The 22,159-nt window shown below is 58.9% G+C and carries 18 protein-coding genes; 8 read left to right on the top strand and 10 right to left on the bottom strand.

The annotated features are described in order from the left end of the window. Positions 1 to 12: 12 nt before the first annotated feature. From FD37_RS05090 to FD37_RS05080, 4 genes are read right to left on the bottom strand one after another with little or no spacing between them, the layout of a single operon-like run. Complete coding sequence (locus tag FD37_RS05090; protein ID WP_082605130.1) at positions 13 to 1,179, bottom strand: family 8 glycosyl hydrolase; 1,167 nt, start codon at positions 1,177 to 1,179, stop codon at positions 13 to 15. Between the two features lie 14 nt (positions 1,180 to 1,193). Continuing rightward, the gene (locus FD37_RS05085) at positions 1,194 to 2,492 is read right to left on the bottom strand and encodes a glycosyltransferase family 2 protein (RefSeq protein WP_056963923.1); all 1,299 of its coding nucleotides are present in this window, start codon (positions 2,490 to 2,492) and stop codon (positions 1,194 to 1,196) included. Next, entirely contained in the window at positions 2,485 to 2,637 is a 153-nt protein-coding gene (locus FD37_RS12780; protein WP_156652726.1) for a hypothetical protein, read from the bottom strand. The genes FD37_RS05085 and FD37_RS12780 overlap by 8 nt, the downstream gene beginning before the upstream one ends. A gap of 14 nt (positions 2,638 to 2,651) precedes the next feature. Continuing rightward, the gene (locus FD37_RS05080) at positions 2,652 to 3,515 is read right to left on the bottom strand and encodes a GGDEF domain-containing protein (protein WP_147007680.1); all 864 of its coding nucleotides are present in this window, start codon (positions 3,513 to 3,515) and stop codon (positions 2,652 to 2,654) included. A gap of 387 nt (positions 3,516 to 3,902) precedes the next feature. Here FD37_RS05080 and lepB point away from each other — a divergent pair, with 387 nt between their 5' ends. Beyond that, complete coding sequence (gene lepB / locus FD37_RS05075) at positions 3,903 to 4,487, top strand: signal peptidase I (RefSeq protein ID WP_045807555.1); 585 nt, start codon at positions 3,903 to 3,905, stop codon at positions 4,485 to 4,487. A gap of 107 nt (positions 4,488 to 4,594) precedes the next feature. On the opposite strand, the gene FD37_RS05070 is transcribed toward lepB, so the two are convergent. The 3 genes from FD37_RS05070 to FD37_RS05060 all read right to left on the bottom strand — a co-directional run bounded on the left by FD37_RS05070 (position 4,595) and on the right by FD37_RS05060 (position 9,764). Further along, a complete protein-coding gene (locus FD37_RS05070; protein WP_045807556.1) occupies positions 4,595 to 6,289 on the bottom strand; it encodes an oleate hydratase in 1,695 nt (564 codons plus the stop codon). A gap of 317 nt (positions 6,290 to 6,606) precedes the next feature. Further along, complete coding sequence (locus FD37_RS05065; RefSeq protein WP_235807853.1) at positions 6,607 to 7,314, bottom strand: hypothetical protein; 708 nt, start codon at positions 7,312 to 7,314, stop codon at positions 6,607 to 6,609. 494 nt (positions 7,315 to 7,808) lie between these two features. Continuing rightward, positions 7,809 to 9,764, bottom strand: a complete 1,956-nt coding sequence (locus FD37_RS05060; protein ID WP_056963920.1) for an acyltransferase family protein — start codon at positions 9,762 to 9,764, stop codon at positions 7,809 to 7,811. A gap of 492 nt (positions 9,765 to 10,256) precedes the next feature. Here FD37_RS05060 and add point away from each other — a divergent pair, with 492 nt between their 5' ends. Continuing rightward, complete coding sequence (gene add / locus FD37_RS05055; RefSeq protein WP_056963918.1) at positions 10,257 to 11,297, top strand: adenosine deaminase; 1,041 nt, start codon at positions 10,257 to 10,259, stop codon at positions 11,295 to 11,297. 73 nt (positions 11,298 to 11,370) lie between these two features. After that, positions 11,371 to 12,195, top strand: a complete 825-nt coding sequence (locus FD37_RS05050) for a phage integrase N-terminal SAM-like domain-containing protein (protein WP_056963916.1) — start codon at positions 11,371 to 11,373, stop codon at positions 12,193 to 12,195. A 136-nt stretch (positions 12,196 to 12,331) separates the two neighbouring features. Here the strand turns inward: FD37_RS05050 and FD37_RS05045 are convergent, their stop codons facing one another. Continuing rightward, entirely contained in the window at positions 12,332 to 12,835 is a 504-nt protein-coding gene (locus tag FD37_RS05045; RefSeq protein WP_056963914.1) for a prolyl-tRNA synthetase associated domain-containing protein, read from the bottom strand. Between the two features lie 230 nt (positions 12,836 to 13,065). Between FD37_RS05045 and FD37_RS05040 the strand changes: the two genes are divergently transcribed. Then, positions 13,066 to 13,926, top strand: a complete 861-nt coding sequence (locus FD37_RS05040; RefSeq protein WP_082605129.1) for a polysaccharide deacetylase family protein — start codon at positions 13,066 to 13,068, stop codon at positions 13,924 to 13,926. Positions 13,927 to 14,383: 457 nt separating this feature from the next. Further along, a complete protein-coding gene (locus tag FD37_RS05035) occupies positions 14,384 to 15,235 on the top strand; it encodes an alpha/beta hydrolase (protein ID WP_056963910.1) in 852 nt (283 codons plus the stop codon). A 140-nt stretch (positions 15,236 to 15,375) separates the two neighbouring features. Here FD37_RS05035 and FD37_RS05030 read toward each other — a convergent pair whose 3' ends face one another. Next, positions 15,376 to 16,647 (bottom strand): D-alanyl-D-alanine carboxypeptidase family protein, encoded by a 1,272-nt coding sequence (locus tag FD37_RS05030; RefSeq protein ID WP_056963907.1) that lies wholly within the window; start codon positions 16,645 to 16,647, stop codon positions 15,376 to 15,378. Positions 16,648 to 16,940: 293 nt separating this feature from the next. Here FD37_RS05030 and FD37_RS05025 point away from each other — a divergent pair, with 293 nt between their 5' ends. From FD37_RS05025 to FD37_RS05015, 3 genes are all read left to right on the top strand, one after another. Next, positions 16,941 to 17,387 carry a CopY/TcrY family copper transport repressor gene (locus tag FD37_RS05025; protein ID WP_056963905.1) on the top strand — a complete coding sequence of 149 codons (447 nt, stop codon included), beginning with the start codon at positions 16,941 to 16,943 and terminating at the stop codon, positions 17,385 to 17,387. A 68-nt stretch (positions 17,388 to 17,455) separates the two neighbouring features. Beyond that, positions 17,456 to 19,516: a copper-translocating P-type ATPase gene (locus tag FD37_RS05020; protein ID WP_056964135.1), complete on the top strand. Its 2,061-nt coding sequence runs from the start codon at positions 17,456 to 17,458 to the stop codon at positions 19,514 to 19,516. Positions 19,517 to 19,885: 369 nt separating this feature from the next. Continuing rightward, positions 19,886 to 20,404: a methylated-DNA--[protein]-cysteine S-methyltransferase gene (locus FD37_RS05015; RefSeq protein WP_056963903.1), complete on the top strand. Its 519-nt coding sequence runs from the start codon at positions 19,886 to 19,888 to the stop codon at positions 20,402 to 20,404. 277 nt (positions 20,405 to 20,681) lie between these two features. Here the strand turns inward: FD37_RS05015 and FD37_RS05010 are convergent, their stop codons facing one another. Continuing rightward, positions 20,682 to 22,106 carry a C69 family dipeptidase gene (locus tag FD37_RS05010; protein WP_082605127.1) on the bottom strand — a complete coding sequence of 475 codons (1,425 nt, stop codon included), beginning with the start codon at positions 22,104 to 22,106 and terminating at the stop codon, positions 20,682 to 20,684. Positions 22,107 to 22,159: the final 53 nt, after the last annotated feature.

Below are 22,159 nucleotides of genomic sequence, written 5' to 3'. Positions count from 1 at the left end.
TTTCGGCCACTCCTAATCGTGGGCCAACTCCCCACTCTGCAGGAGCAACAGCATCTGGAGCGTGGCGGGGTAGTAGGCGTTGCTGGCCCCGACCCGTTTCAGGCTCGGTGCATACCGGGTCACCAGGCGCTGGTGGCCCATGACCTGGGCGGCGTAGGCCACCGGCGCACTGAAGGCCTGGTTGGGATAGGTCTCCACGGGCCGGCCCGTCAGCGTGTACACGGCGGTGATCCGCGACTGGCGGGCGAAGAAGGCCAGCATCTTGGCCGTCACGTCCCGGCTGACCGGACTCCGCGACAGCTGGTAGTCGTAGGCGACCCGCCACGGCACCCGACAGGCGTTGAACCCGTACTGGTTATCGTACGGCGACGCCACCTGCCGCGCGTGTACCGGCCGAATGGTCAGGTGGTCACCACTGACCTGGGTGAAGTCGGGCATCAGGCCGCTCGACCGTTGTTGGCTCAGCTTCTGGAGGACCGTTTGGCTGTTCAGGGCCACCTGGGTCCACTCCCCGTCCTGCATGTAGCGGGCGAACCGCCGGAAGTAGGCCGTCATCAGATCCGACGGGCGAACCAGGTGCTGCGTCGCGGGGGTGGTCGCCCAGTTGCCCACCCGGGGCAGCTGGGTCACGGGATTGATCTCATACTGTTTGATTGCCCGAATCAACTGCTGGGCCAGGCCTTTGTAGTCCACCGACCCGATACTCCCCCACTGGTCGTCGGCCAGGATCAACGCGTAGGCGATATCCAGGTCGCCATCGGTCGCGCTGGTCATCTCGGCGGGCGTGCTGTGCATCCGCTGACCGACCTGCTTTTGCCGCCAAGCCATCAGGGGATTGGTGGGACTAACCCGGTGAGCCAGGTAGTAGGCCACGAGTTGGTCAAAGGTCTGGCGGGTCGGCATCCCGTGCTTGGCCGCGAGCACCGTGATCAGCATGCCGTAGCCCTGGGACTCTGAGAGCGCCTGGGGATGCTCGGCGCCCCGGGTCAGGACGAACTTCTGTTGCTGACCGCTGAGGTACTCGCGTTGCCACTGCCGGTAATGGACCCGAATCAGGTCGTCGTTGACCGTCGTGAGGCTCTTAGGCCGGCGCTGGGTCTGGTAGACGGCCAGGCCCACCATGAAGGCGACCAGCAGCACCAGGCCCCCGATCACCCATTGATATCGATGTCGTTTCATTCATGAACTCCTTGTCAGAATCGCTGTGTCTTGTACCAGTGCGTGTGCCGTTTGCCGGTCAACTTATCGCGCAGGATATCGCCGACGGCCGCCAGCGACACCACGATGAACAGCTGGCTGTAGGTGAAGTAAGCGACCAGGCTGTAGAGAAAGTTCACCACGGTCGCCTGGCCGTAATCGCTGGCCAGCGCGATGTTCATCTGCAGGATGTACAGGTAGAACATCGCGACCCAGTTCAGCAGGAACAGGATCGACAGCGTCTCCCCCATGGCGATCGCCGGGTGCAGCAGCGGCACGTGGCCCTGCAGCACCGTGGCGAGGCCGTTAAACACGAAGAGGCCGTTCGACAGCACGATGGCCGCGTTAAACCAGAAGAAGGTGCACAGGTAATACAGCACCTCGACTTTGATGCGCCACGGCGAGCGGTCCAGCAGGTGTTTCAGGTTGGCCGCCAGGACCTCGTAGTTGCCGCGGGCCCAGCGCTTCCGCTGATTATAATAGGCGAACAGGGTCTCGGGCTCCTGCTGGAAGGCCTCGGCACGGTGGGCCAGGGCAATCAGCTTGCCGGCCCGCATCAGGCTAAACGAAATGGCCGTGTCCTCGGTCAACGCCCCGTGGTGCCAGCCCCCCAGGTCGGTCACCATCTGGCGGTTGATGATGAAGTTGGTGCCCGGAATCCGGCCAATCTTAAATAGTTGCCACAGACCGGTGTGCTGAATCCGCTGCGTGTTGATGATTTCGAGGTTAATGCAGCGCGTCAGGAAGTTCTGCTGGTAGTTCCGGGTCTTATTGCGCCCAAAAGCCGCCGCGTAGCGTTCCGGGTCCTCCAAGACCTTCTGGACCAGGAAATACAGCGCGTTGTGTTCCGGCGCGGCATCGGCGTCGTAGACCCCCAGGTACTCCCCGGTGGCGATCTTTAAGGCGTCGTTCAGCACGCCGGCCTTGCCGCCAGACCCGGTCCGCTCGATGACCCGCACCTGCCGGCCGGCGTACTTGGGCCGCTGCAGCAGGTCACGGACCCGTTCGGCGGTGCGGTCCTGACAATTATCCGCGTAGATCAAGACTTCGAGGCGGTCGGCTGGGTAATGCAGTCCCAGGATGGCCCGCACGGTCTCGCGAATCACCCGCTCTTCGTTATGCGCCGGCACCACCACCGTGACCCGCGGGTAGCGGGAGAGCTCGGGCAACCGCGCCACGTTGGTCCGCCGCAGATGGGTCAGTAAAAAGGTCACCCCACCGGCCAGCGTGACCAGCGTCAGCACCAACGACGCCCAAATCGTCAGGATGGTCAGAATGTATAGGTGTTCAATCATCCGCCGGCCCCTCCACGTTGAACTGCCGAATCGTGGTCCGTAAGATGTGCCACCAGCAGCCCGCCAGGATCACCAGCGCACCGCCAAACGTCAGCAGGATTCCCCAACTGAGGGTCGTGAGCCAACCGCTCGTGTCGTTAATCATGTTATCAATCCCCTCTAAAAGTATTCCTTGACGATGTCCGTCTCCGCACTGCGTTCGAGCAGCGCCAGGACGCTGGCAACGCTGTGCCCCGTCGCTTGCGCTTCCAGCGAGGCCACCTGTCCCACCCGTAGCACCAAAGCACGGCGGGCCAGACCGAAGTCCTCGCCGATGTCGTCGATGTGGTCCTTGACCCGGCGTTTCATCACCGGCAGGTCCGGCGCTTCCAACATCGGTGAGAGCACCACGAAGGTCCCCGCCCCGATGTAGAAGAGGCGGTCGACCGACGAGAGCACCGCCGTCAACTGCCGGGCCGTGACCTGCAACAACTCGTTGAACCGTTCGTGACCCAGGAAGTTGATGACGCTCTCCAGGAAGTCGATCTTGACCAGGGTCAACGCAAACTGGTAGTCCGGTTCGTGGAAACGGGCCAACTCCAGCTCCCGTTCGACCGCCTTTTCCAGCGCCCGCCGGTTAAGAGCCCCGGTCACGGCCTCCAGGTCCGGCTTCTCCTGCTGGAGGTGTTGGAGCTGTTCCCGCAAGGCCTTGCGTTTCAAAAGCCGGTGGTCCAGCAGGTACATCAGGTACGTGGTCAGCGGCGTCAGGGTCACCAGCGCCAGCGCCGACCACAGGTAGGGCTCGCGCGTCATGGGCAACACCAGCATCAGCGCGCCGGCACTGGCACACACGAAAGACAGGATGCTGCCCAAAATAATGTAGGTCGTTCGACCCAACAAGAGGCCCAAAATGAACGCCCCCGTGATGACCACGACGTTGCCCACCTGACCGTCCAGGACGCTCAAATACAGCAGGGTGTTTTGGTAGACCAGCAACAACACCATGCCAAAAAAGACTAAATTATCAACTGATTTAATTTTCATGGTCACTTTCCCGTTCTTTCCTTTAGCTGAGCTTTAGGGTAACACGGTGGTCTAGACAGGTGGTGATTGTGCAAATTTTCTAAGAAATTTCTTTACAGTTTGCGCAACGGAACTATTGGTATCGCTTTATATTTAACCCACTATCAAATATGTAATTTATTGATGCGAATCTTAATAATATCCGGTGCTCATGGGCTAGCAAACGGCAGCTGACGGAACGACTTGTCCAGTCGGCCCAATTGGATGGCCATCCAATCGACCTGGCAACTCCCAATTGCCCTGGCTGAAACCTGCGATTTTGGTTAAGTTTTCGCCAAAGCCGCTGACCGTTTGACCGACTGTGCTACAATGAAGCCAATTTTGCAAAAATGGGAGTAAACCAAACTCATGAAAACATTCCGCAACATTCTCAGCTGGATTGTGCCCATCCTGGTCGCGCTGGTCATCGTACTGCTGGTCCGGACCTACCTCTTCGAAGTCGTTGGCGTCCTGGGCGACTCGATGGAACCGAACCTGGCCAACAAGGAACGGATGATGGTCATCAAGCCCCTCACCCTCAAGCGCAACAGCGTCATCGTGTTTGACGCCTACGGGGAAGACCCCACCGCCAAGCCCAACACCAACTACGTCAAGCGGGTCATCGGGATGCCCGGAGACACCGTCGCCAGCAAGAACGGCCACCTCTTCATCAACGGCAAGCAGGTCAGCCAGTCCTACATCAGCGCCAGTGAGCGCGCGGCCGGCACCGGCAACTGGACGCTCAAGAGCCTGGCTCAACAGCGCAACTGGTCCTACAAGGGCAGCACGGTTCCGCAGGGCAAGTACTTTGTCTTAGGGGATCACCGCAGCGTCTCCGAGGACAGCCGCTACTGGGGCTACGTCGACGCTAAGAAGGTCATGGGGGTCGTCAAGATCCCGTTCTGGCAAAGTACCGCCACCTATCGCAACAACATCAACAGCATGGCAAAGTAACTGCCGTCTTTAAAAAGCGGCCGTTTCCCTCACATCGGGAGACGGCCGCTTTTCGTCTAAAAAACCGCCCCTCCCACCGGAGCGACGGTTTCAGACGCTTAAACTAATTAACTAAACATTTTCTTCGTTGCCCGCAATAGGGTCTTCGGATCCTTGTCGTAGCGCGGTGTGTCGACCAGATTGTCCATCGAGATCCCGGCAAAGTGGTACGCCGCGATTTCACCGGAACGAACGGCACTCTGTTCGGTAAAGATCATCTGGTACGGTTGTTCCGCAAACTCACCGGTGAAGGCTAAGTTGGTGGAGTGCGCCGGAATGACCTCTGGCCGGTCGGTCTTAGCCCGGTTGTTGAAGAGGGCCGAGGCGTATGGCATGTAAACCGGAATGTTGTTGATGATGCTGTCCAGGATTTCCGGTTCCTTGTCCTTGATGTTGTTCGGACCCGGATCGACCTTGGCCAGTTGCCCAATCAACTCCTGAGCCATTTCCTTCCCGGTCATCTTGATGTATGGCTTGTGGACGAACTCACCGGTCCGCCGTGGGTACAGGAAGTAGCCCCAGATGACGGATTCATTCGGCTTCTGGGTCGTAAAGTGGGGTTGGTGGTGCACCACGATCGACATGTTGACGTCCTTGTGGCCCAGCGGCGTGATCGGCGTGGTCGACAGGAAGGAGTTCAGCGCGTTCCCGGGAACCTGCGTGGTGATCCGCGTGATTTCGTTCAACAACAGGTGGTTCTTGGTGGTCAACGTGAAGCTGACCCATTCGGAACTCTTCCGGTCGTTAAAGAACTTGTCCGGAGTCCCCAGGTTGTAGAAGTGCTCGGTGGCCTTCTTCCACAGCGCCGCACTGATGCCGTACTCCATGTTTTCCGGTGCCGGCGTGTTGTAGTCGCCCATCGTTGCGGAGTCGGTGATCGACCCGTTAGTGAAGATGACGGCCGTGTCCCCGTCGATTGGCACAACATCCTCGTCGCCGGTCTCCAGGTTCTTCACGTGCAGTCCGGTGACCGTGATTTCGTCTTGCAACTCGCTGTTCGCAAAGTCCCAATCCGTGACGATCCGGTTGTCCAGGAACGTGACGCCCTGGCCTTCAAGGTACTTGATCAGGGGTAACATCATGCTTTCAAACTGGTTGTAACGGGTCCGGTTGACCCCTACCAGGTGTTCGATTTGCGTAAATTCATAGATCATTTGGTGCATGTAGCGCCGGAGTTCTTGGGCCGAACTCTGAACCCGGAAGGCGAAGGTCGTTTCCCACATGTACCAGAAGTTAGTCTGGAACATGTGCGGGTCGTCCTTGAAGTAGTCCGCGATCGACACGTTGTCGAGCTTAGTCTCTTCGTCGTCCGGCATCATGACCAGCTTGGAGAGCAATACCCGGTCCTTGTTGTTCAGGCCCAGCTTGCCGCCGTCGATGATGCCCTTGCCGCCTTGCAACAACCGGGCCTTGTCATAAGTCCGGTGGTGCGCGTCAAAGTCGTGCGTGTCTTCCGCAGCGGTCATGCCCGATTCCGTGACGGATGGGATCCGGTCTAACAGGTCCATCAGGTCGACGTAGGTCCGGTAGTTCAACATCCGACCGCCCCGCGCAACGTACCCGGTTTGGTTGTCCATCGGGTGGGCTTTATTCCAATATTCGTTGGTAAAGTCACCCGTGGGTCCGCCATCGTTCGCTCCGTGCATATCCGCCCCATAGAAGGTGATTTGATCACCCTGCCAGTGAGCTTCTTGAATCAGATAAACAGCGGCGGCCATGTTTGCCAGGCCGGCACCAATCATTACAGCTTTTGTCTTAACCATAAGAACACCTCCGTATGATCATAGCGCTTTCACACCTTCATTATGCGAGCCTCACCCACGAGGGTCAAGTGATTATGTGAGCGGATTAACGATTCTTACCACTTATTAGCAATTTTTTAGAAAAGCGACCGTTTGGGCGGCTAAATCCCGGCACGGCTATCCTGCTAAACCCTATCAGGTCAAGCTTAACGTGGCCTTAGCTAGCGTTGACCGGGGCCACAGGTTAGCTTGCTCGTGGCGCCTGCTGGTCCCCGACACGAGACCAAAAAGAGTTCGGCACTGGCGCACCGAACTCTTTATTAAAACTGACGCACCATTTAATACTTGCCGGCGATCAGGCTGGATGCCAGGACAAAGCCCTTGGTCTTGCCGTTGGTCACGTAGAGGTACTTCACGTTCTTCTTGTTTTGCTTAACGGTGATTTGCTTAGTTGCGTAGTAGGTCTTGGCCTTTGGCAGAACGCCCCGCTTACTCAGGGTCACCTTGGCTTGGTCCGCCGCGAACTTCCCGGTGAAGTAAGCTGGTTGGGTGCCCTTGAAGTGGTATGCCGTCTTCTTCACGGCTTGGCTCTTGACCAGCGTGTAGGTCTTCGCCGTGGCCTTCTTCGCCGCGCCCTTGGTCAGTGCGCTCAGGGCCACGTAGCCCTTGACCTTGCCGTTAGCGCTCTTTACGTAGACGCAAGTTTGGGTCTTGGCCTTCGCCTTCTTGGTTGCCTTAGTTTTCACGACGATCTGCTTGGTAGCGTAAACGGTGGTCTTCGCCGCTAACGTGCCCTTCTTGGTGAAGGTGACGCTCGCCCGGTCGGCCGCAAAGGCGGCACTAAAGAGGTCGGTCTTCCCGCTCTTCACGTGATAGGCGGTCTTCTTCAAGGTCTTCGCGCTTACTAAGCCCACCGTGGTCTTCGCGGCGGCTTTCTTAGTGGCCGCATAAGCGGTGGTGCTCCCCGTGGTCACCGGTGCCAAAACGCCTAATCCTAAAGGCAGAACCATGGCGGCAGCGGCCGCAACCATTGCAACTTTCTTCATCATATGAATTACCCCCAAAATATTTGATAAATACCCATTTTGAATTCGTTTTCGCGAATCCAGCGTTAGTATAGCAGGTTGCTCGACCGGTGGCGGATTTTTCTCTCAAAAATCGGAACTTTTTGCGTGAACCACGCGGCTTTATCATTAGCGTAATTAACAAATTGGTGGGTGGCAAAGCAGATTATTCGCATCCGGCGCCCTCGCGACCCTCAATCAGTGACTGCCATCGATCGTTTCCACTCAGCCAGATTGTGATAATGGTGGGAATTCACCAGGATTGTCCGCCACTAGAAATGGCCACCCATGAAAAATCATTCCGATGGTCAACAACCTATGTCGCCGGCTTGTTTGGCATCCACCTGTCAGCTGCTACGTGAGCGCAACAGAGGCGACTTGCGGGTCGTGGAGCGCCATCCCCCACACCCCAAGCTCAACCTACCGCATAAGAAAACGCCATCCCTAAATCGGATGACGTCGTTTTTGCAACTTCTTTACTTGGCTGCCGCGTTTGCGTTCAGCTGTTTGGTAATCGTTTTGGCAATCAGAGACGTGAAGTACCGGTTCCCGTGGTCGTTCGGGTGCACGTTGTCGTCGGCGAACCAACTGGTGTGGCCCTTGGCCGTGGTGTACCAATCGATCACGTGGACGTTCTTGTACTTCTTCGCCGTCTTATGAATCATGGCGTTGACCTGACCCTGCCACTCCCGCGTTGGCACGTGAGCCGTGACCCAGAAGATCTGGCGGGTCGGTCCGATGTCGTGAATCATCTGGTCGGCCTGGGCCTGGGTCACCGTGCCGTTGGTCCCGACGTTCAGCAACACGTTCTTCGCGAGTTGCCCCCGTTGGGAAATGCTGGCGATGACGCCCGGCATGGCGGACGCTTGACGCCCGACCTGCCCGTCGACGACGGCGCCCGGGAAGACGTGTTGCAGGTCGGCGGAGTCGTCGAGCAATACGGAATCCCCAATCGCCGTTAACGGCGTGGCCTTGCTGGTGTTCAGCTCGTCAGCCGTTAAGAAGTAGTACTTGGCCGTCTCCTGATCCTTCTTCGACAGCTTGGAGAAGACCGCCTTGTCGTGCTTCTTCTTCGACGCCGCCTTGGCCAGGGCCTTTTGCTTCTTGGCCGCCTCGATGTTCTTCTTCTTCGCCGCTTCCTGCCGCTTGGTGATGGTCTTCTGCAGCGCCGTCGGTTGGGCCTTCGCCGGTTGTTGCACGAAGCCCACCGCCGTTAAACTAAAGCAGATGACCGTCAGCACGGCCAACACGCTGGTGGCCCGGTGTGCCGCCGGATTCATCACGACCTGCTTCAGGTCGCGGAAGGTGTCGCCGTAGCGGTAGTGCCGCAACGGGTTTTCAATCAGACGGTAACTGGCCTCGGTGACCAGCATGATCAGCGCGATCTCGATGATCGAGTTCACCAGCAAATGGTCGCCGATGTTCTTGACCCGGGCTTCGTAGAAGATCATGACCGGGAATTGGTACAGGTAGATCCCGTAACTGCGCTTCCCGATGTAGCTAAAGACCGGGTTGGACAGCAGGCGGTTCATGTCGCTGCCCGGATGGGCCACCGTGGCCACCAGAACGGCGGACAACACGGTGAACCAGAACATGCCGCCCTTGTAGGTGCTGGCAGCCTGGCCGTCCATCGTGAAGAACATGTAAATCAGTGCCAGCAACGAGACGATTCCAGCCGCATCCAGAATCAGCCGGTGGCTGCTGGTAATGTTATCTTTTAATTTATACGCCGGCCAGATGAAGGCCATGGCGGCCCCAATCAGGATGGCGAACATCCGCGTGTCGGTCCCGTAGTAGACCCGGTTCAGGTTGTTCGGGTCGTACAGCAGCGCCATGGCCACGGCCGACGCGATGGCGACGGCCAGCAGCAGAATCATGGACCGCATCTTATTGCGGACAAACAGCAACAGTAAGAGGACCACGATCGGCCACACCAGGTAGAACTGCCCTTCGATCGACAGGGTCCATAAGTGGGTAAATGGTGACTCCCCATTAAAACGGTCGAAATAGGACTGCCCGTGGTTGATTTCAAACCAATTATAGACGTACAGCAGGTTGGTCATCACGGTGCCCCGAATATTCAAGAGCAGCGAGCGCTGAAAGAGCGTAATGTACGCCGTGGTGCCTAGCAACATCGTGACCAACGCCGGGTACAGGCGTTTGACCCGCCGGCCATAAAAACTTAGAAAGTTAATGCCGCCGTGGGTCTCGTATTCTTGAATGAGTAAATAAGTAACCAGGTAACCCGAAATCAGAAAGAAAATCGGGACCCCTAAATAGCCACCCTGTAACGACGATGGCACCAAGTGATAGATAATCACTCCCAGAACGGCCAGGGTCCGTAACCCATCGAACCCCGTAATATACCGTCGTTTTCCAGCGCGCTGATTGCGCCACGAGGCGCGCGTAATCGGCGTGTTCCATTGATCCATATTTTTCTCCCCCTAATAAAAACACCAGTCGTTCAGCCCGTCACACCGGCGTGTCAAGCGATGGCTCATATGCCGTTAATGTTCTTCTCATCGTTAATCATGTATGAATTTTAAAGTCAAAACGTTCGATCGCTGCCGGCCTGAACTCCGGTCGGCGTCTTGGTTGTGCTCCATCTTTCTCAGACAAACCCAATTCTATAATGTTTTGTCCGTGGAAACAACGGTTTTAGCTGAAAAAGGCAAATTGTAAAATTTCAGTCTAAGCCTGTATGCACGGGGATTCGACCAAGTTGCCGTTAAACCGGTCACGCTTAAGCTGCTGAGTCGTTCAGGGGTTAAACCACTCTAATAAGTTGAGTTGCTTAACCGGTCTAGGCCGAGGGGAAACATGCTATACTGTGAGGTAAGTTTTTCCCGGTTGGGGCCATCCCCTCAATCGGCCACAGATGTCGCTTATCGGTTAGTTACATACAAATAGGAGGAGTTCTCAGCATGTCTCAACTTACGCCGTTCACCACGGCTGCCGTTCGTCACTTTCCCAAGGTCGAGTTGCACTGTCACCTCGATGGCTCGCTCTCCTTGGCCGCCCTGCGCCAGATGGCGGCCGTCACCGGGGCCAGTCTGCCCAGCGATGACGCCGACCTGCGTCAGTTGGTCACCGCACCCATGGCGACCGTCAGTCTTCTGGATTATCTGAAACGCTTCAAGCTCGTCACCGACCTGATGCAAACGCCCGAACAACTCGAGATCGCCGGTTACGATATCGTCAAGACCGCGGCCGCCGATGGCCTGATCTACCTGGAGACCCGCTTCGCGCCGGCCATCTCCACCGCTCAGGGACTGACCGTCCCCGCGGTGCTGACCGCCGTGTTGCGGGGCATCCACCGGGGGACCGCCGACTTCGGCATTCCGGTCAACGTCATCGTCTGTGCCATGCGTGACCGGCCGAACGCCGAATCTGCGGCCGTCTTCAACGCCGCCGCCCAGTTCGCCGATCAGGGCGTCGTGGGCCTCGACTTCGCCGGGGACGAAGCCAACTACCCCACCAGCGCCATCGCACCGGCCATCCGCGCAGGGCTTGCGACCGGGTTACCGGTCACCCTGCACGCCGGCGAGGCCGGCCCCGCCCAGAACGTCGCCGACGCGTTAACCTTGGGCGTGTCCCGCATCGGGCACGGGGTCCACATGAGCGGCCATCCTGACGTAATCGCCCAGGCCAAGGCGGCCGGTGCGACCATCGAGACCTGCCTGACCAGTAACCTGCAGACCAAGGCCGTGCAAGGTATCGCCGACTTTCCGCTCAGTGAATTTCTCAGCGCCGGCCTGGCCGTGACCGTCAATTCCGACGACCGCACGGTTTCCGACACCACCCTGACCAACGAATTCTGGCAACTCCACCAACACTACGGCCTTGACTGGTCCCTGCTGACGCGGCTCACCCTCAACGCCATCGCCGGGGCCTTCACCACCGCCGACCAAAAGGCCCACTTGCGGGCCACCGTTCAAGCGGCCGCCCAACAAGTGGGCGTTTAACCCCCGCCCGTCCGCCATCCGTGGACGGGCTGATCACCCCTCGTTAAAGTAATATCTATCAGGAGGAATTTTTATGACCATCCTTTATCCCTACCAGGACGCCTTCGAACGCGCCCTGCAACAGCGCGATATCGCCCAGGCGACCCGCGCCGAATACACCAGCACCCTGCAAGACTTCTTCCATTACCTGGAGAACTTCAACCCGACCTACCAGGCCAGCCACCGGGTCAATCAGCTCCAAACGCAGGACGCCGAGCAGTACCTGGCCATGCTGGTCGATCAACGGCAGATTCAGGCCATGACCTACAACAAGGTGCTGTCCCACCTCAACGTCTACTTCAAGTTCCTCTTCTCCCACGGCTGGACGCCCTACCTGCCCACGCTGGACCTCAAAAGCAAGCCGCTCGCGGAATCCCGTCCGGTCAACTTCCACTGGGTCGACGACCTGCCGGACCTGCTGACCGACCAGCGCCTGCACGTGTACACCCGGGCCACCCTGCTGCTCACGGCCCACGGGGACCCCGCCCAGGTCTTCCTGCGGCCCGGCTACACCGCCCAACTGCAAACGGCGGACTGGCCGGCCAACGAACAAGCCTTTCTCCAGGAATGGCGGGCCTTCGTGACCCCGTTGCAGGCCCGCTTTCAGACCCCCGACTGGTTCCTCAAGCAACGCGCGGCGGCCGACCCGCACCTGACGCTGCCCGGCCTGCACAAGTACCTGCGGCCGAACGAGGCCACCGCGGGCTTTCGCCTCAGCCCCTCGACGCTGTATCAGGGTTACCTGGTCCACTACCTGCGGCGGCACCCCCGGCTCAGCGACCAGGAGGCCACCGACCGGCTGCACCTCGACCCGGACTCGATCGACTACTACCGTAAGCTGGCCCGCCACGCGGAGTAAGGCGGCCTGGCACTTTGCATTCCTCTAAAATTTCTCGCTAAACGCCCAAAATGACCCGTGACCTAGGTTTCCGCCCGGTCACAGATCATTTTTTTGGTTTCTTCACGATAGTCTGTATTCAGTGACGCCGCATCCCTTAGTCTTCCGCGTCGTCCAGGTCTAAGATCTGGTAGTCGTACCCCAGGTTCTGCAGGAACTTCAAGAGGTCCCAGGTCGCAACGAAGATCGTGCTGGTATTAATGTTGGGGTGGAAACTCATGCGGGCCTCGTCCATGATGGCCCGGTCAAAGTAGACCTGCACGTCGTGGTCCGCGTTGTTCAGCAGGCCAAAGATGGACACGATGCCCGGCTGCAAGCCCAGCTTGGCCGCCAGCAACTCGTCCGACGCCATCTTGGGCCGCTTCGCCCCCGTCAGCTCCTGGAACCGGTGAAAGTCCAGGCGCTGGTGATCGTCCATGATCAGTAGGTAGCAGGCCGTCTTTTTCTTGTTCGTCAAAAATAGGGTCTTCGTTCGCACGCCCGCGATGCCCTCGATGTAATGGTCGGCCTCTTCCGTGGTGGTGGCCACCGGATGGTGCACGATTTGGTAAGAAATGCCCATCTTGTCTAATGACTGTTCCACCTGTTCTGCTGGTGCCATCGTCAAGACCCCTTTTCAAGTTAATGTTAGCGCATTCATTATGTGATTTTAGTATAGCACCCCCTCATGGCCTTGAACACACATCACTTTTTATGAATAACTACGATAGTTTTCATTAAATTATGTAACCATCCCAACTGCTCCCTGCGACTGGCGATTAATGGCATTTTAAACTGTTGCCCCTATACTAAGAAGTAGCTGAATCAATTCGTGATTTTGGGGGAATTCACATGCGACATAATTGGAAAATCTGGGGCGGCAGCCTCCTGCTGATCGCCTTGATTGGGGGCGCGGTCGCGTGGCGACAAGCCGTGACGCGCACCGCACCGGCCACCACCACGGAAACCACGCGGGGGACCCACGCCGCCACGGCCTCATCGGCCACCGTGACGCGGACCCGGGCCACGACCTGGCAGACACTCAAGCACCCGCTCAAGTTACCGATCCTGATGTACCACAGCATCTCGCACGGCAATCAGTTGCGGGTCCCCGCGGCCCAATTTCGCCGGGAGATGGTCTACCTGAAGCGCCACCACTACCGGACCCTGACCACCCAGGAGGCCATTCGAGCGCTGACCACCAACACGGTGCCCCAGAAGAAGGTGGTCTGGATTACCCTGGACGACGCCTACCGGGACAACCTTACGCGCGCCCTACCGATCCTCAAGGAAACACACCTGCACGCCACCATCAATGTCATCACCGGCTTCACCCATAAGGCCAATCACCTGAGTCTCGCGGAGATGCGGGCCATGCGCCGGACCGGGACCGTCGACTTCGCCAGTCACACGGTCCAGCACCTCGACCTCAACGCCCTGACGGCGGCGCAGCAGCGCCAGGAGTTGGTCGCCTCGAAACGCTGGTTGGACCATCACCTGGACCAAAACACCCGGCTGTTGTGTTATCCGGCCGGGCGGGCCAACGCGACCACCCGCAAGTTGGCCAAGGCCGCCGGGTATCAGCTGGCCCTGACCACTCAAGAGGGCGTGGCCCAGCTGAAGCAGGGCCGCTACAACCTGGCCCGGCTCCGAATCACCCCGGGCATGACCACCGCGACCTTCGCCGCGCTGGTGAACGTGACCAATTCGTGACACTGACGATAGAATCACGCGCTTGGGATAGCCGTCTCAGGCGCGTTGTTAGTTGTCGAACGGCTGGTGGCACATCGTCACGATCCAGCTGAGCGGAAGCCATCGCCAGCTACCACTATGAATGAGCACGGTGCGTTTTTATAAATATATTTGTAAGCGGTTCCTATTGCGTTATAGCGGGCTTCGCCGTACAATGAAGTTAGTTAGAATGTTCACGAGGGAGGCCGTTCAAATGGGAGACACTGCAACGATTATCACCTGGTCCGCCATGCTAGTTTTGATTGGCGGCGAAATTATTCGGGGAATCTTTATGTTCCGGCACTAAGTTAACTACAGGGTTTGGGCCCAGCGCCCAAGCCCTTTTCGTTTGCCTAAAATTGCGTTGGCCGACCCATCTGCGGTACGATAACCATATTCAGTCGACGCTGCCCGCAGCGTCCCCAAGGAGACGATGTTTATGGAATCAGCTCACCAACTTGCCCAGCAATTACGGGCCCAACAAGCCGCCAAGACCGCTCCGGTGACCGCCGCCGACCTCAGTAGCGTGCTGACGCGCACCCTGATGGTCCCGACCAGCGCCGGCACCATCCCCGTTTACGCGCAGTACCCCCACTTTCACACCGCGACCGGCATGGTCATCAACCTCCACGGCAGCGGGTTCATCTTCCCCCACAACGACCGCGACACCCTCTTCTGCAAACGCCTGTGTCTGGCCGCGAACCTGACCGTGTTCGACGTCGACTACCCGTTGGCGCCGGAACACCCCTTCCCGGTCCCGCTGCAGGCCACGTACGAGGTCGTCCAATTTCTGACCCAGCGGTACCACGACCAGTTGGGCTGGCCCACGCTGATCGGCCATAGCGCCGGGGGCAACCTGGCGATTGGGACCCAGCTCCTAGCTCGCCGGCAGGACAAACCGCTGGTCCAGCAGGTCATCCTGGATTACCCGGCCCTGGATCTGGACACCGACCCCCGGGAGAAATCCTATCCCGCCGGGGCCGCCGACCACATCTCGGCCAAACTGGCCCAGCAGTTCAACGCCTTCTACCGCCCCGACGGTGAAACGGGCAACCCCCTGATTTCCCCGGTCACCGCCCAACCGGCGGACCTCCAGAACTTCCCCCGGACCTTCATCCTGACCGCCGACCACGACACCCTGATGGCCGAGGCCGAACGGTTCGGTCAGCTTCTGGTCGCCGCCAACGTGGCCGTCACGACCCACCGCTACCCCAACTCCCACCACGGGTTCACCGTTGGCGGCGAAGGCGCGGCGGCCCAGGCCTTTCAGGATATCTTGGCTTGGCTATAGGAGGGGGTCTGGCAATTTCGGTCCACAAATTGAGCCCAGTTAAGACGGACATTAAAGCTGATTGAACGCCAAAACAGGAAGCACCCTCTCGAAAAATAACGCGAGAAGGTGCTTCCTGTTTTGATTTAGTTGCCTATTAGTTAACCGGCCAGGTGCGCAAACACCGCCGTTTGTAAGGTCAATCGTTTTAACACCGGATCAACCGTCCGCTGGTGCGCCGTGAAGGTCTGGTGACTGCTGAACAGCGTGACCGGGCTCTGGGCGCGGTAGGTCACGTGCTGGGTGATGCCGGTCTGACGATCGGTCACGGTCATCGTGCCCACCGGATCATCCGCCTGAACCGCCCCGTTCTGCAGCTCCTGACCCGTTAACTGGGTCTTGAAGCTGGTGGTGATCTGGTCGTCCTGCTGGTTCTGGGTCCACGACCCGACCTGGGTGGTCTCCGGCGTGGCCAGGACGGTCGCCCCGTTGGCCAACGTGACCGACCGCGTCGCCAGCGACGTCGCCTGCAGCTGATACTGCTTCTTGACCTGCTTGATCAGCTTATTCATCGCGGTAAACGTGGTGTCGCCCCCCAGAATCGTGGCGATCATCCGCTCCCCGTCAACGGTAAAGGTTGCGGTGTAGCACAGCTTCGCGTTCTCCGTGTAGCCGGTCTTCAAGCCGTCGATGTTGGTGGTCTTGTCGTAGTTGGCTTGGCCCGGCAAGCACCCGTTTTCGTTGTAGATCTTGGTGCCGTTCACCGTCGACTCGGTCTGACTGGAGGTCTTGACGATCTGCGGGTCGGCCTTCAGGAGTTGTTGGGCCACGACGGAGATGGCCTTGGCCGAGACCAGGTTTTCTTCCTTGGCCCCGGTCCCCGGCAAGCGGTAATTGTACTTGTTCAGGTCGGAGTTATCCAGCCCGGACGAGCTGATGAAGTGCGCGTCGATGTTCCAGTCCTGACACTGCTGGTTCATCAGCTGGATGAAGGCGGCGTTACTGCCCGCCACGTAGTCCCCCAAGGCCGAAGCGGCACTGTTGGACGACGCGACCATGGCGGCCTCCACTAATTGCCGCACGGTAAATTTATCACTGCTTTTCATGCGTAACGAGGAAAAGACCGAATTATGGCTCAGGCGGATCAGGTCACTGTCGATGGGGACCTGGTCATCCCAGTTGATTTTGCCGTCGTTGATGGCTTTGACGGTCAGGTAGACCGTCAACAGCTTGCTCAATGAGGCGATGGGGTACCGTTTGTTCGCGTTCTGCTGGTAAAGCACCTGCCCACTCTGGGCGTCCATCACGTAGGCTGCGCGGGCCGGGACCTTCGTGACCCCACTGGCGGCTTGCGCGGGTAAGACGGGCACAAGACCCGCCACCACGGCAAGACCGACGAGGCCGCGAACCAGCCACCGTTTAAAACTTTTCACGAGCGCCAAGCTCCTTTCAGAATTGATGTCTAGGATTCATTATAAGAAGTGTACCAAGAAATAGGGAATAATCGGCTAATCTTGCCAAAAATTTAACTCATTATAAAATTAATTGTTATAACTGTCATCGTTTTGAGATGGGCGTCCAGCCAGGCCACCCGGTAACGCCGGTGACCCCCGTTACTCACAGAAGGCTCCTTCCCCCAGGAGCTTTGCTTGACATGTTTCGACTACAGTTGTAAACTCAAAGCAGCAATTAAGGATTACGTCCGTAAACAAAGGAGCTGAGGACCATGGCGACTACCGAAGTCACCGCCACCATTTCCGATGCGGAATGGCGCGTCATGCGGATTGTCTGGACCCTGAAACGGGCCGACAGCCGCACCATTATTTCATTACTCGAACAACAACACGATTGGAAGGCCCCCACGATCAAGACGCTGATTGGGCGGTTGGTCAAGAAGGGCGCGCTGGCCACCACCAAGCAGGGGCGGCAATTCATCTACACCCCGAAGATTGCCGAACAACCGGCGATGGACAGTGCCCTGCTACGGGAGCTCAATCAGATGTGTGCGATGCACCGGGGGACCGCCCTGGTGCACGTGGTCGACCAGCTCGACTTGAGCCACGCCGACGTCCAGGCACTGCTCGACCACTTACAAACCAAGTTAGAAACCGCTCCGGACAACGTCCCGTGTGACTGCTTGCCCGACGGCTGTGAAGGGAGCTGTGAACCATGACGAAACACGATGAGTCGACTCAGATGGCCATGCCGCATGACCCTAAAAATACCACGCAATCGATGGACATGTCCCAGATGGCGCACTCATCCATGGGGCACGACCACATGCAGATGAACGGCCACGGCGACATGGGTTCCATGGACATGGGCGGCGGCCACATGATGCACATGGGCAACCTGCGGCGCAAGTTCTGGGTCTCCCTAATTTTAACGATTCCGATTATTCTGTTGTCGCCCATGATGGGCATGCGCCTGCCCTTTCAGCTGACCTTTCCCGGCAGCGACTGGGTCGTGGCCCTCATCGGGTCGGTGCTCTTCTTCTACGGTGGGGCACCGTTCTTTAGCGGCGCCAAGGCCGAGCTCGCGCAGAAGAAACCCGCGATGATGACCCTGATCACCATGGGCATCGGCGTCGCCTACGTGTACAGCATCTACGCGGTCATCGCCAACGACGCCCTGCACGTGACGCCGGTCGTGACCGACTTCTTCTGGGAGCTCGCCACCCTGATTGACATCATGCTGCTGGGGCACTGGATCGAGATGAACACGGTAATGAACGCCGGGTCCGCCGTCGATTCGCTGAGTAAGCTCCTGCCCCAAACGGCCCACGTCATCGCCGCGGACGGCAGCGTCCAGGACGTCGCCTTGCGTGACCTGCAAGTCGGTCAGACCGTGGCCGTGCGCGCCGGGGAACAGATTCCGGCCGACGCCACCATCCTGACCGGACGCTCCGCCATCAACGAGTCGCTGGTGACCGGGGAATCGAAGGCCGTCACCAAGGCCGTGGGCGATGCCGTCATCGGCGGCTCGGTCAACGGCACCGGGACCTTCACCGCGAAGGTCACCGGGACGGGAGATTCCGGCTACCTGGCCCAGGTCATGGACCTGATTCAAAACGCCAAGCAGGCCAAGTCGCAGTCCGAGAACCTAGCCAACCGGGTCGCCGGGTACCTCTTCTACGCCGCCCTGTTCGTGGGGATTCTCGCCTTTATCGTCTGGTTGAACCTCACCAGCCTGGCCGTGGCCTTGCCCGTGGCCGTGGCGGTCTTCGTCATCGCCTGCCCCCACGCGCTGGGACTGGCCGTGCCGCTGGTGGTCGCCCGCAGTACCGCGTTAGCCGCCCAAAACGGGTTGCTGATCCGGAACCGGGACGCCATGGAACGGGTCAACCAGCTCAAATTCGCCTTAATGGATAAGACCGGAACCCTGACCCAGGGCCACTTCCAGGTCAACCACCTGCTCAGCCTCGACGCCGCGTACAGCGAGACCAGCGTCTTACAGCTGATGGCGAACCTGGAAAGCGGGTCAAGTCATCCCCTGGCCACCGGAATTCTGACCGCCGCCAAAGCCGCTAAACTCACGGTCACGGCCGCCACGGAAACCCACCAGGAGACCGGGCTGGGGCAATTCGGGACGATTGACGGCACGACCTACGGAGTCGTCGCCGTCAGCTACCTAGATCAGCACCACCTCGCCTACGACCAGGCGCAGTTCAAGACGCTGGCCGCCGAGGGCAACTCGATCAGTTTCCTGGTCGCCGGCGAACGGGTCTTGGGCCTGGTCGCGCAGGGTGACCAGATCAAGCCGCACGCGCAACAGATGGTCGCGGCCCTGAAACGCCGGGGCATCACGCCGGTTATGCTCACCGGGGATAACCAGGAGACCGCCGACAAGGTCGCCCACGCAATTGGCATCGAACACGTCGAGGCCCGCCTGTTGCCGGAAGACAAGGAGCGCTTGGTCCACCAGTACCAGGCGAAGGGGCAGGTCCTTTTCATCGGTGACGGGGTCAACGACGCGCCGAGTCTGGCACGCGCCGACGTCGGCATGGCCATCGGTTCCGGGACGGACGTGGCCATCGAGTCCGCCGACATCATCCTGGTCGCCAGCGACCCGGCCGACGTGATCCGCTTCCTGGACCTCGCCCGGGCGACGAACCGTAAGATGACCGAGAACCTCTGGTGGGGGGCCGGGTATAACCTGATTGCCATCCCCCTGGCCGCCGGCGTCTTGGCCCCCATCGGCTTCATGCTGGATCCGATGGTCGGCGCCGTCGTGATGTCGCTGAGTACCATCATCGTCGCCATCAACGCCATGACGTTACGGCTCAAGCGGTCGGCGGACTAAAGCAATTCTGGTAGGCGAAAACCGCCGCCACACGCCGACCACCAAGTCGCCTCTGTTCCGTTCACCATCGTCCGCCTTCCGTCATTAACGAGACAAATTGGCCATCATTGCAATTGCCAAGTACGAAAGGCCTGACCTGCTCATGATTAGCCGACTGGCAACTAGCTGCTGTGAGCGCCATCGGTATCAATGAACCTAAATTGTTTCTATTCAGATGACTAAAACACGGTATCAATCCTTAACTATTGGACCATGAAACTCGGAACGATAACGGTTCCGAGTTTTTTTATTGCTTCATAAACTTATCGCCAACTAGTGTCCCAACGGTGGTATGCTAGCTCCAACCACGACTGTTAGGAGGTCCTTTCCATGTTCTATCGCACCACTACCCCATCGCCGCTAGGTCCCATCACCCTGTTGAGTGACGAACAGGCCTTGCGGGGACTCTGGTTCGCCGACCAGCACTACTTCGGGGCCGGTTACGACCTTAACCAGGCCGCGGACCAGGCCACGCCCGTTTTAACCACCGCCAAACGCTGGTTGACCGCTTACTTTGCGGGCCAGCAGCCCACCAGCGACGACCTGCCCCTGGCCCCCGCGGTGACCACCTTTCGTCAGCGCGTCCTGCGGGTCATCGCCAGCGTACCGTACGGCCAGACCATCACCTACCAGGCCATCGCCGAACGGTTGGGCCAACCGTCTGCCGTCCGTGCCGTCGGGGGCGCCGTCGGCCACAATCCGTTGTCCATCGTGATTCCCTGCCACCGGGTCGTCGGTAGCGATGGCTCGTTGACCGGCTACGCGGGCGGCCTCGACCGCAAGATCGCCCTGCTGACGCTGGAGGGCGCCGACCCCCAGGCCCTGGCCACCGGCAAGCTGCGGGTATAAAAAAAGGCCCTCGCCAGCGCGAAAGCCCGTTTCAACGGTTGATCAAAGGTGACGCAAGCATGATGGTAGTCGCTGGGTAGCCCCCCGAATTCCGTTGATGCCGGATGGGTCGTCCGACCGCATCCTTACCCCACATTCTACCGGGCGACCCCGGTCAGTCGGCCATCTGAGCCCCCAGTTGACTGGCTCAGCAAATTAAGGGCCACCATGACGTTCGACACAAAACATCGCCAGCTCACACGGTTGTGGGTTGGCGATGTTTTTTTCATATTTAAATTTAGAGGTTCTGGCCCTTTTCCCAAGCGGTCTTGGACAGGTTCAACCCGTGCTTGACCAGCTCGTCGAACAGCGCGTGGGTCCGACGGGAAACTTCTCCGGCGGTCGTGGCGTTGCTGGCGGTCAGGAAGGCCGGCACATCGGTCGCGTCACTCACGGCGTTATCGGTGGCCTCGACCCGGCTACGGGCGTAGGACTGTGCCGCTTCCCGGTAGGCGTTGACGGCTTCGACGTACTCGTGGAAGTGCGGTTCGATGATCACGGACAGGGTCTTTTCCAACCAGTAAACGTTGTCGGTCGAGACGGTCGTCGTGGTGTTCTTGTAGTCCTCCGGCGTGTCAGTGATGTTGGTAAAGAACGGCACATATGGGCTGTAGGCAAAGAAGCCCATGGCGACCCATTGGATGGCCGCGTGGTCGTCGTCGACGTCGTTGCGAATCTGCAGGATCGAGGAGCACTGGTTCCGGTCCATGGCGATGGGCCGGTACTTCTTCTGCTCGTCGGCCGTGCCGGACGCGAAGGTGCCGAACGGGTCAAACTTGGTGCCGTTGTAGTGGGACGACAGGAAGAATTGCACGTCCTCGATGGCGATCTTCTTGGCCGGTTGCCGCGTAAACGGCATGTCTTGGCTGGTCGGTTCCTGGGTAATTTCCGGGTTAAAGAGCTTCTGCCCGTACCAGGTCCGCGGCGTGTTGTAGTAGGCGTCGGCTTCGCTGTGGGTCCCGAAGATCTCCCGGAAGTTAAAGTGACCGGGTTCGGGGTTCAGGTGGTGCTGCGCCACGAAGTCCACCAGGTCGGTGGCGACCAGGAAGTTGTCGGTGTCGTTGACGTCGACCTCCTGCATCAGCGTCTGGTTCGGCGCGATGGCGTAGCAGTCTTCCGGTAACCGCATCGCGGCCCAGTGGTGACCACCGGCCGTTTCCAGGTACCAGATTTCGTTTTTATCATTAAAGGCGATACTGTTGCTTTCGCCCGTCCCATACTTTTCCAGCAGAGCACCCAAGCGTTGGGCCCCCTCCTTGGCGGACTTGATGTACGGCAGGACCAGCGTGACCATGGCTTCTTCGTTGATACCATCGTCGACGAGCGGGTCGTAGCCCAGGACGCGGGCGTTGGTGGCCGTGGTCTCGGTCGCGCTCATCCCCACGTTAAATTCGTTGATGCCGGCTTCTTCGTACTGACCATCGCTCTGGTCGGCTTGGGGCGTGCCGGTGTACCGGTAGGCGTGATCGGGTAATGGAACGGTCACACCCGTGGTAATGGATGTAAATGACGCGTGCTGCTGATCCGTGGCTGCGTGAACCACGAACTTAATTGGATTGACTGGGCCGTAACCATCCTCGTTACGTGCGACAATCGTGGAGCCGTCCATACTGGCGGCCTTACCGACTAAAATCTCGGTGCAATCGGAACTCTTAGTATTCAACTGTTCCGCCCCCTTTAGCTACTAGTATAGGAGTATCTGGGAGTAAGGGCCAC

The organism is Levilactobacillus spicheri DSM 15429 (genome assembly GCF_001435095.1).
GTDB lineage: Bacteria > Bacillota > Bacilli > Lactobacillales > Lactobacillaceae > Levilactobacillus > Levilactobacillus spicheri.
This window is presented reverse-complemented; position numbering and strand designations above follow the sequence as displayed.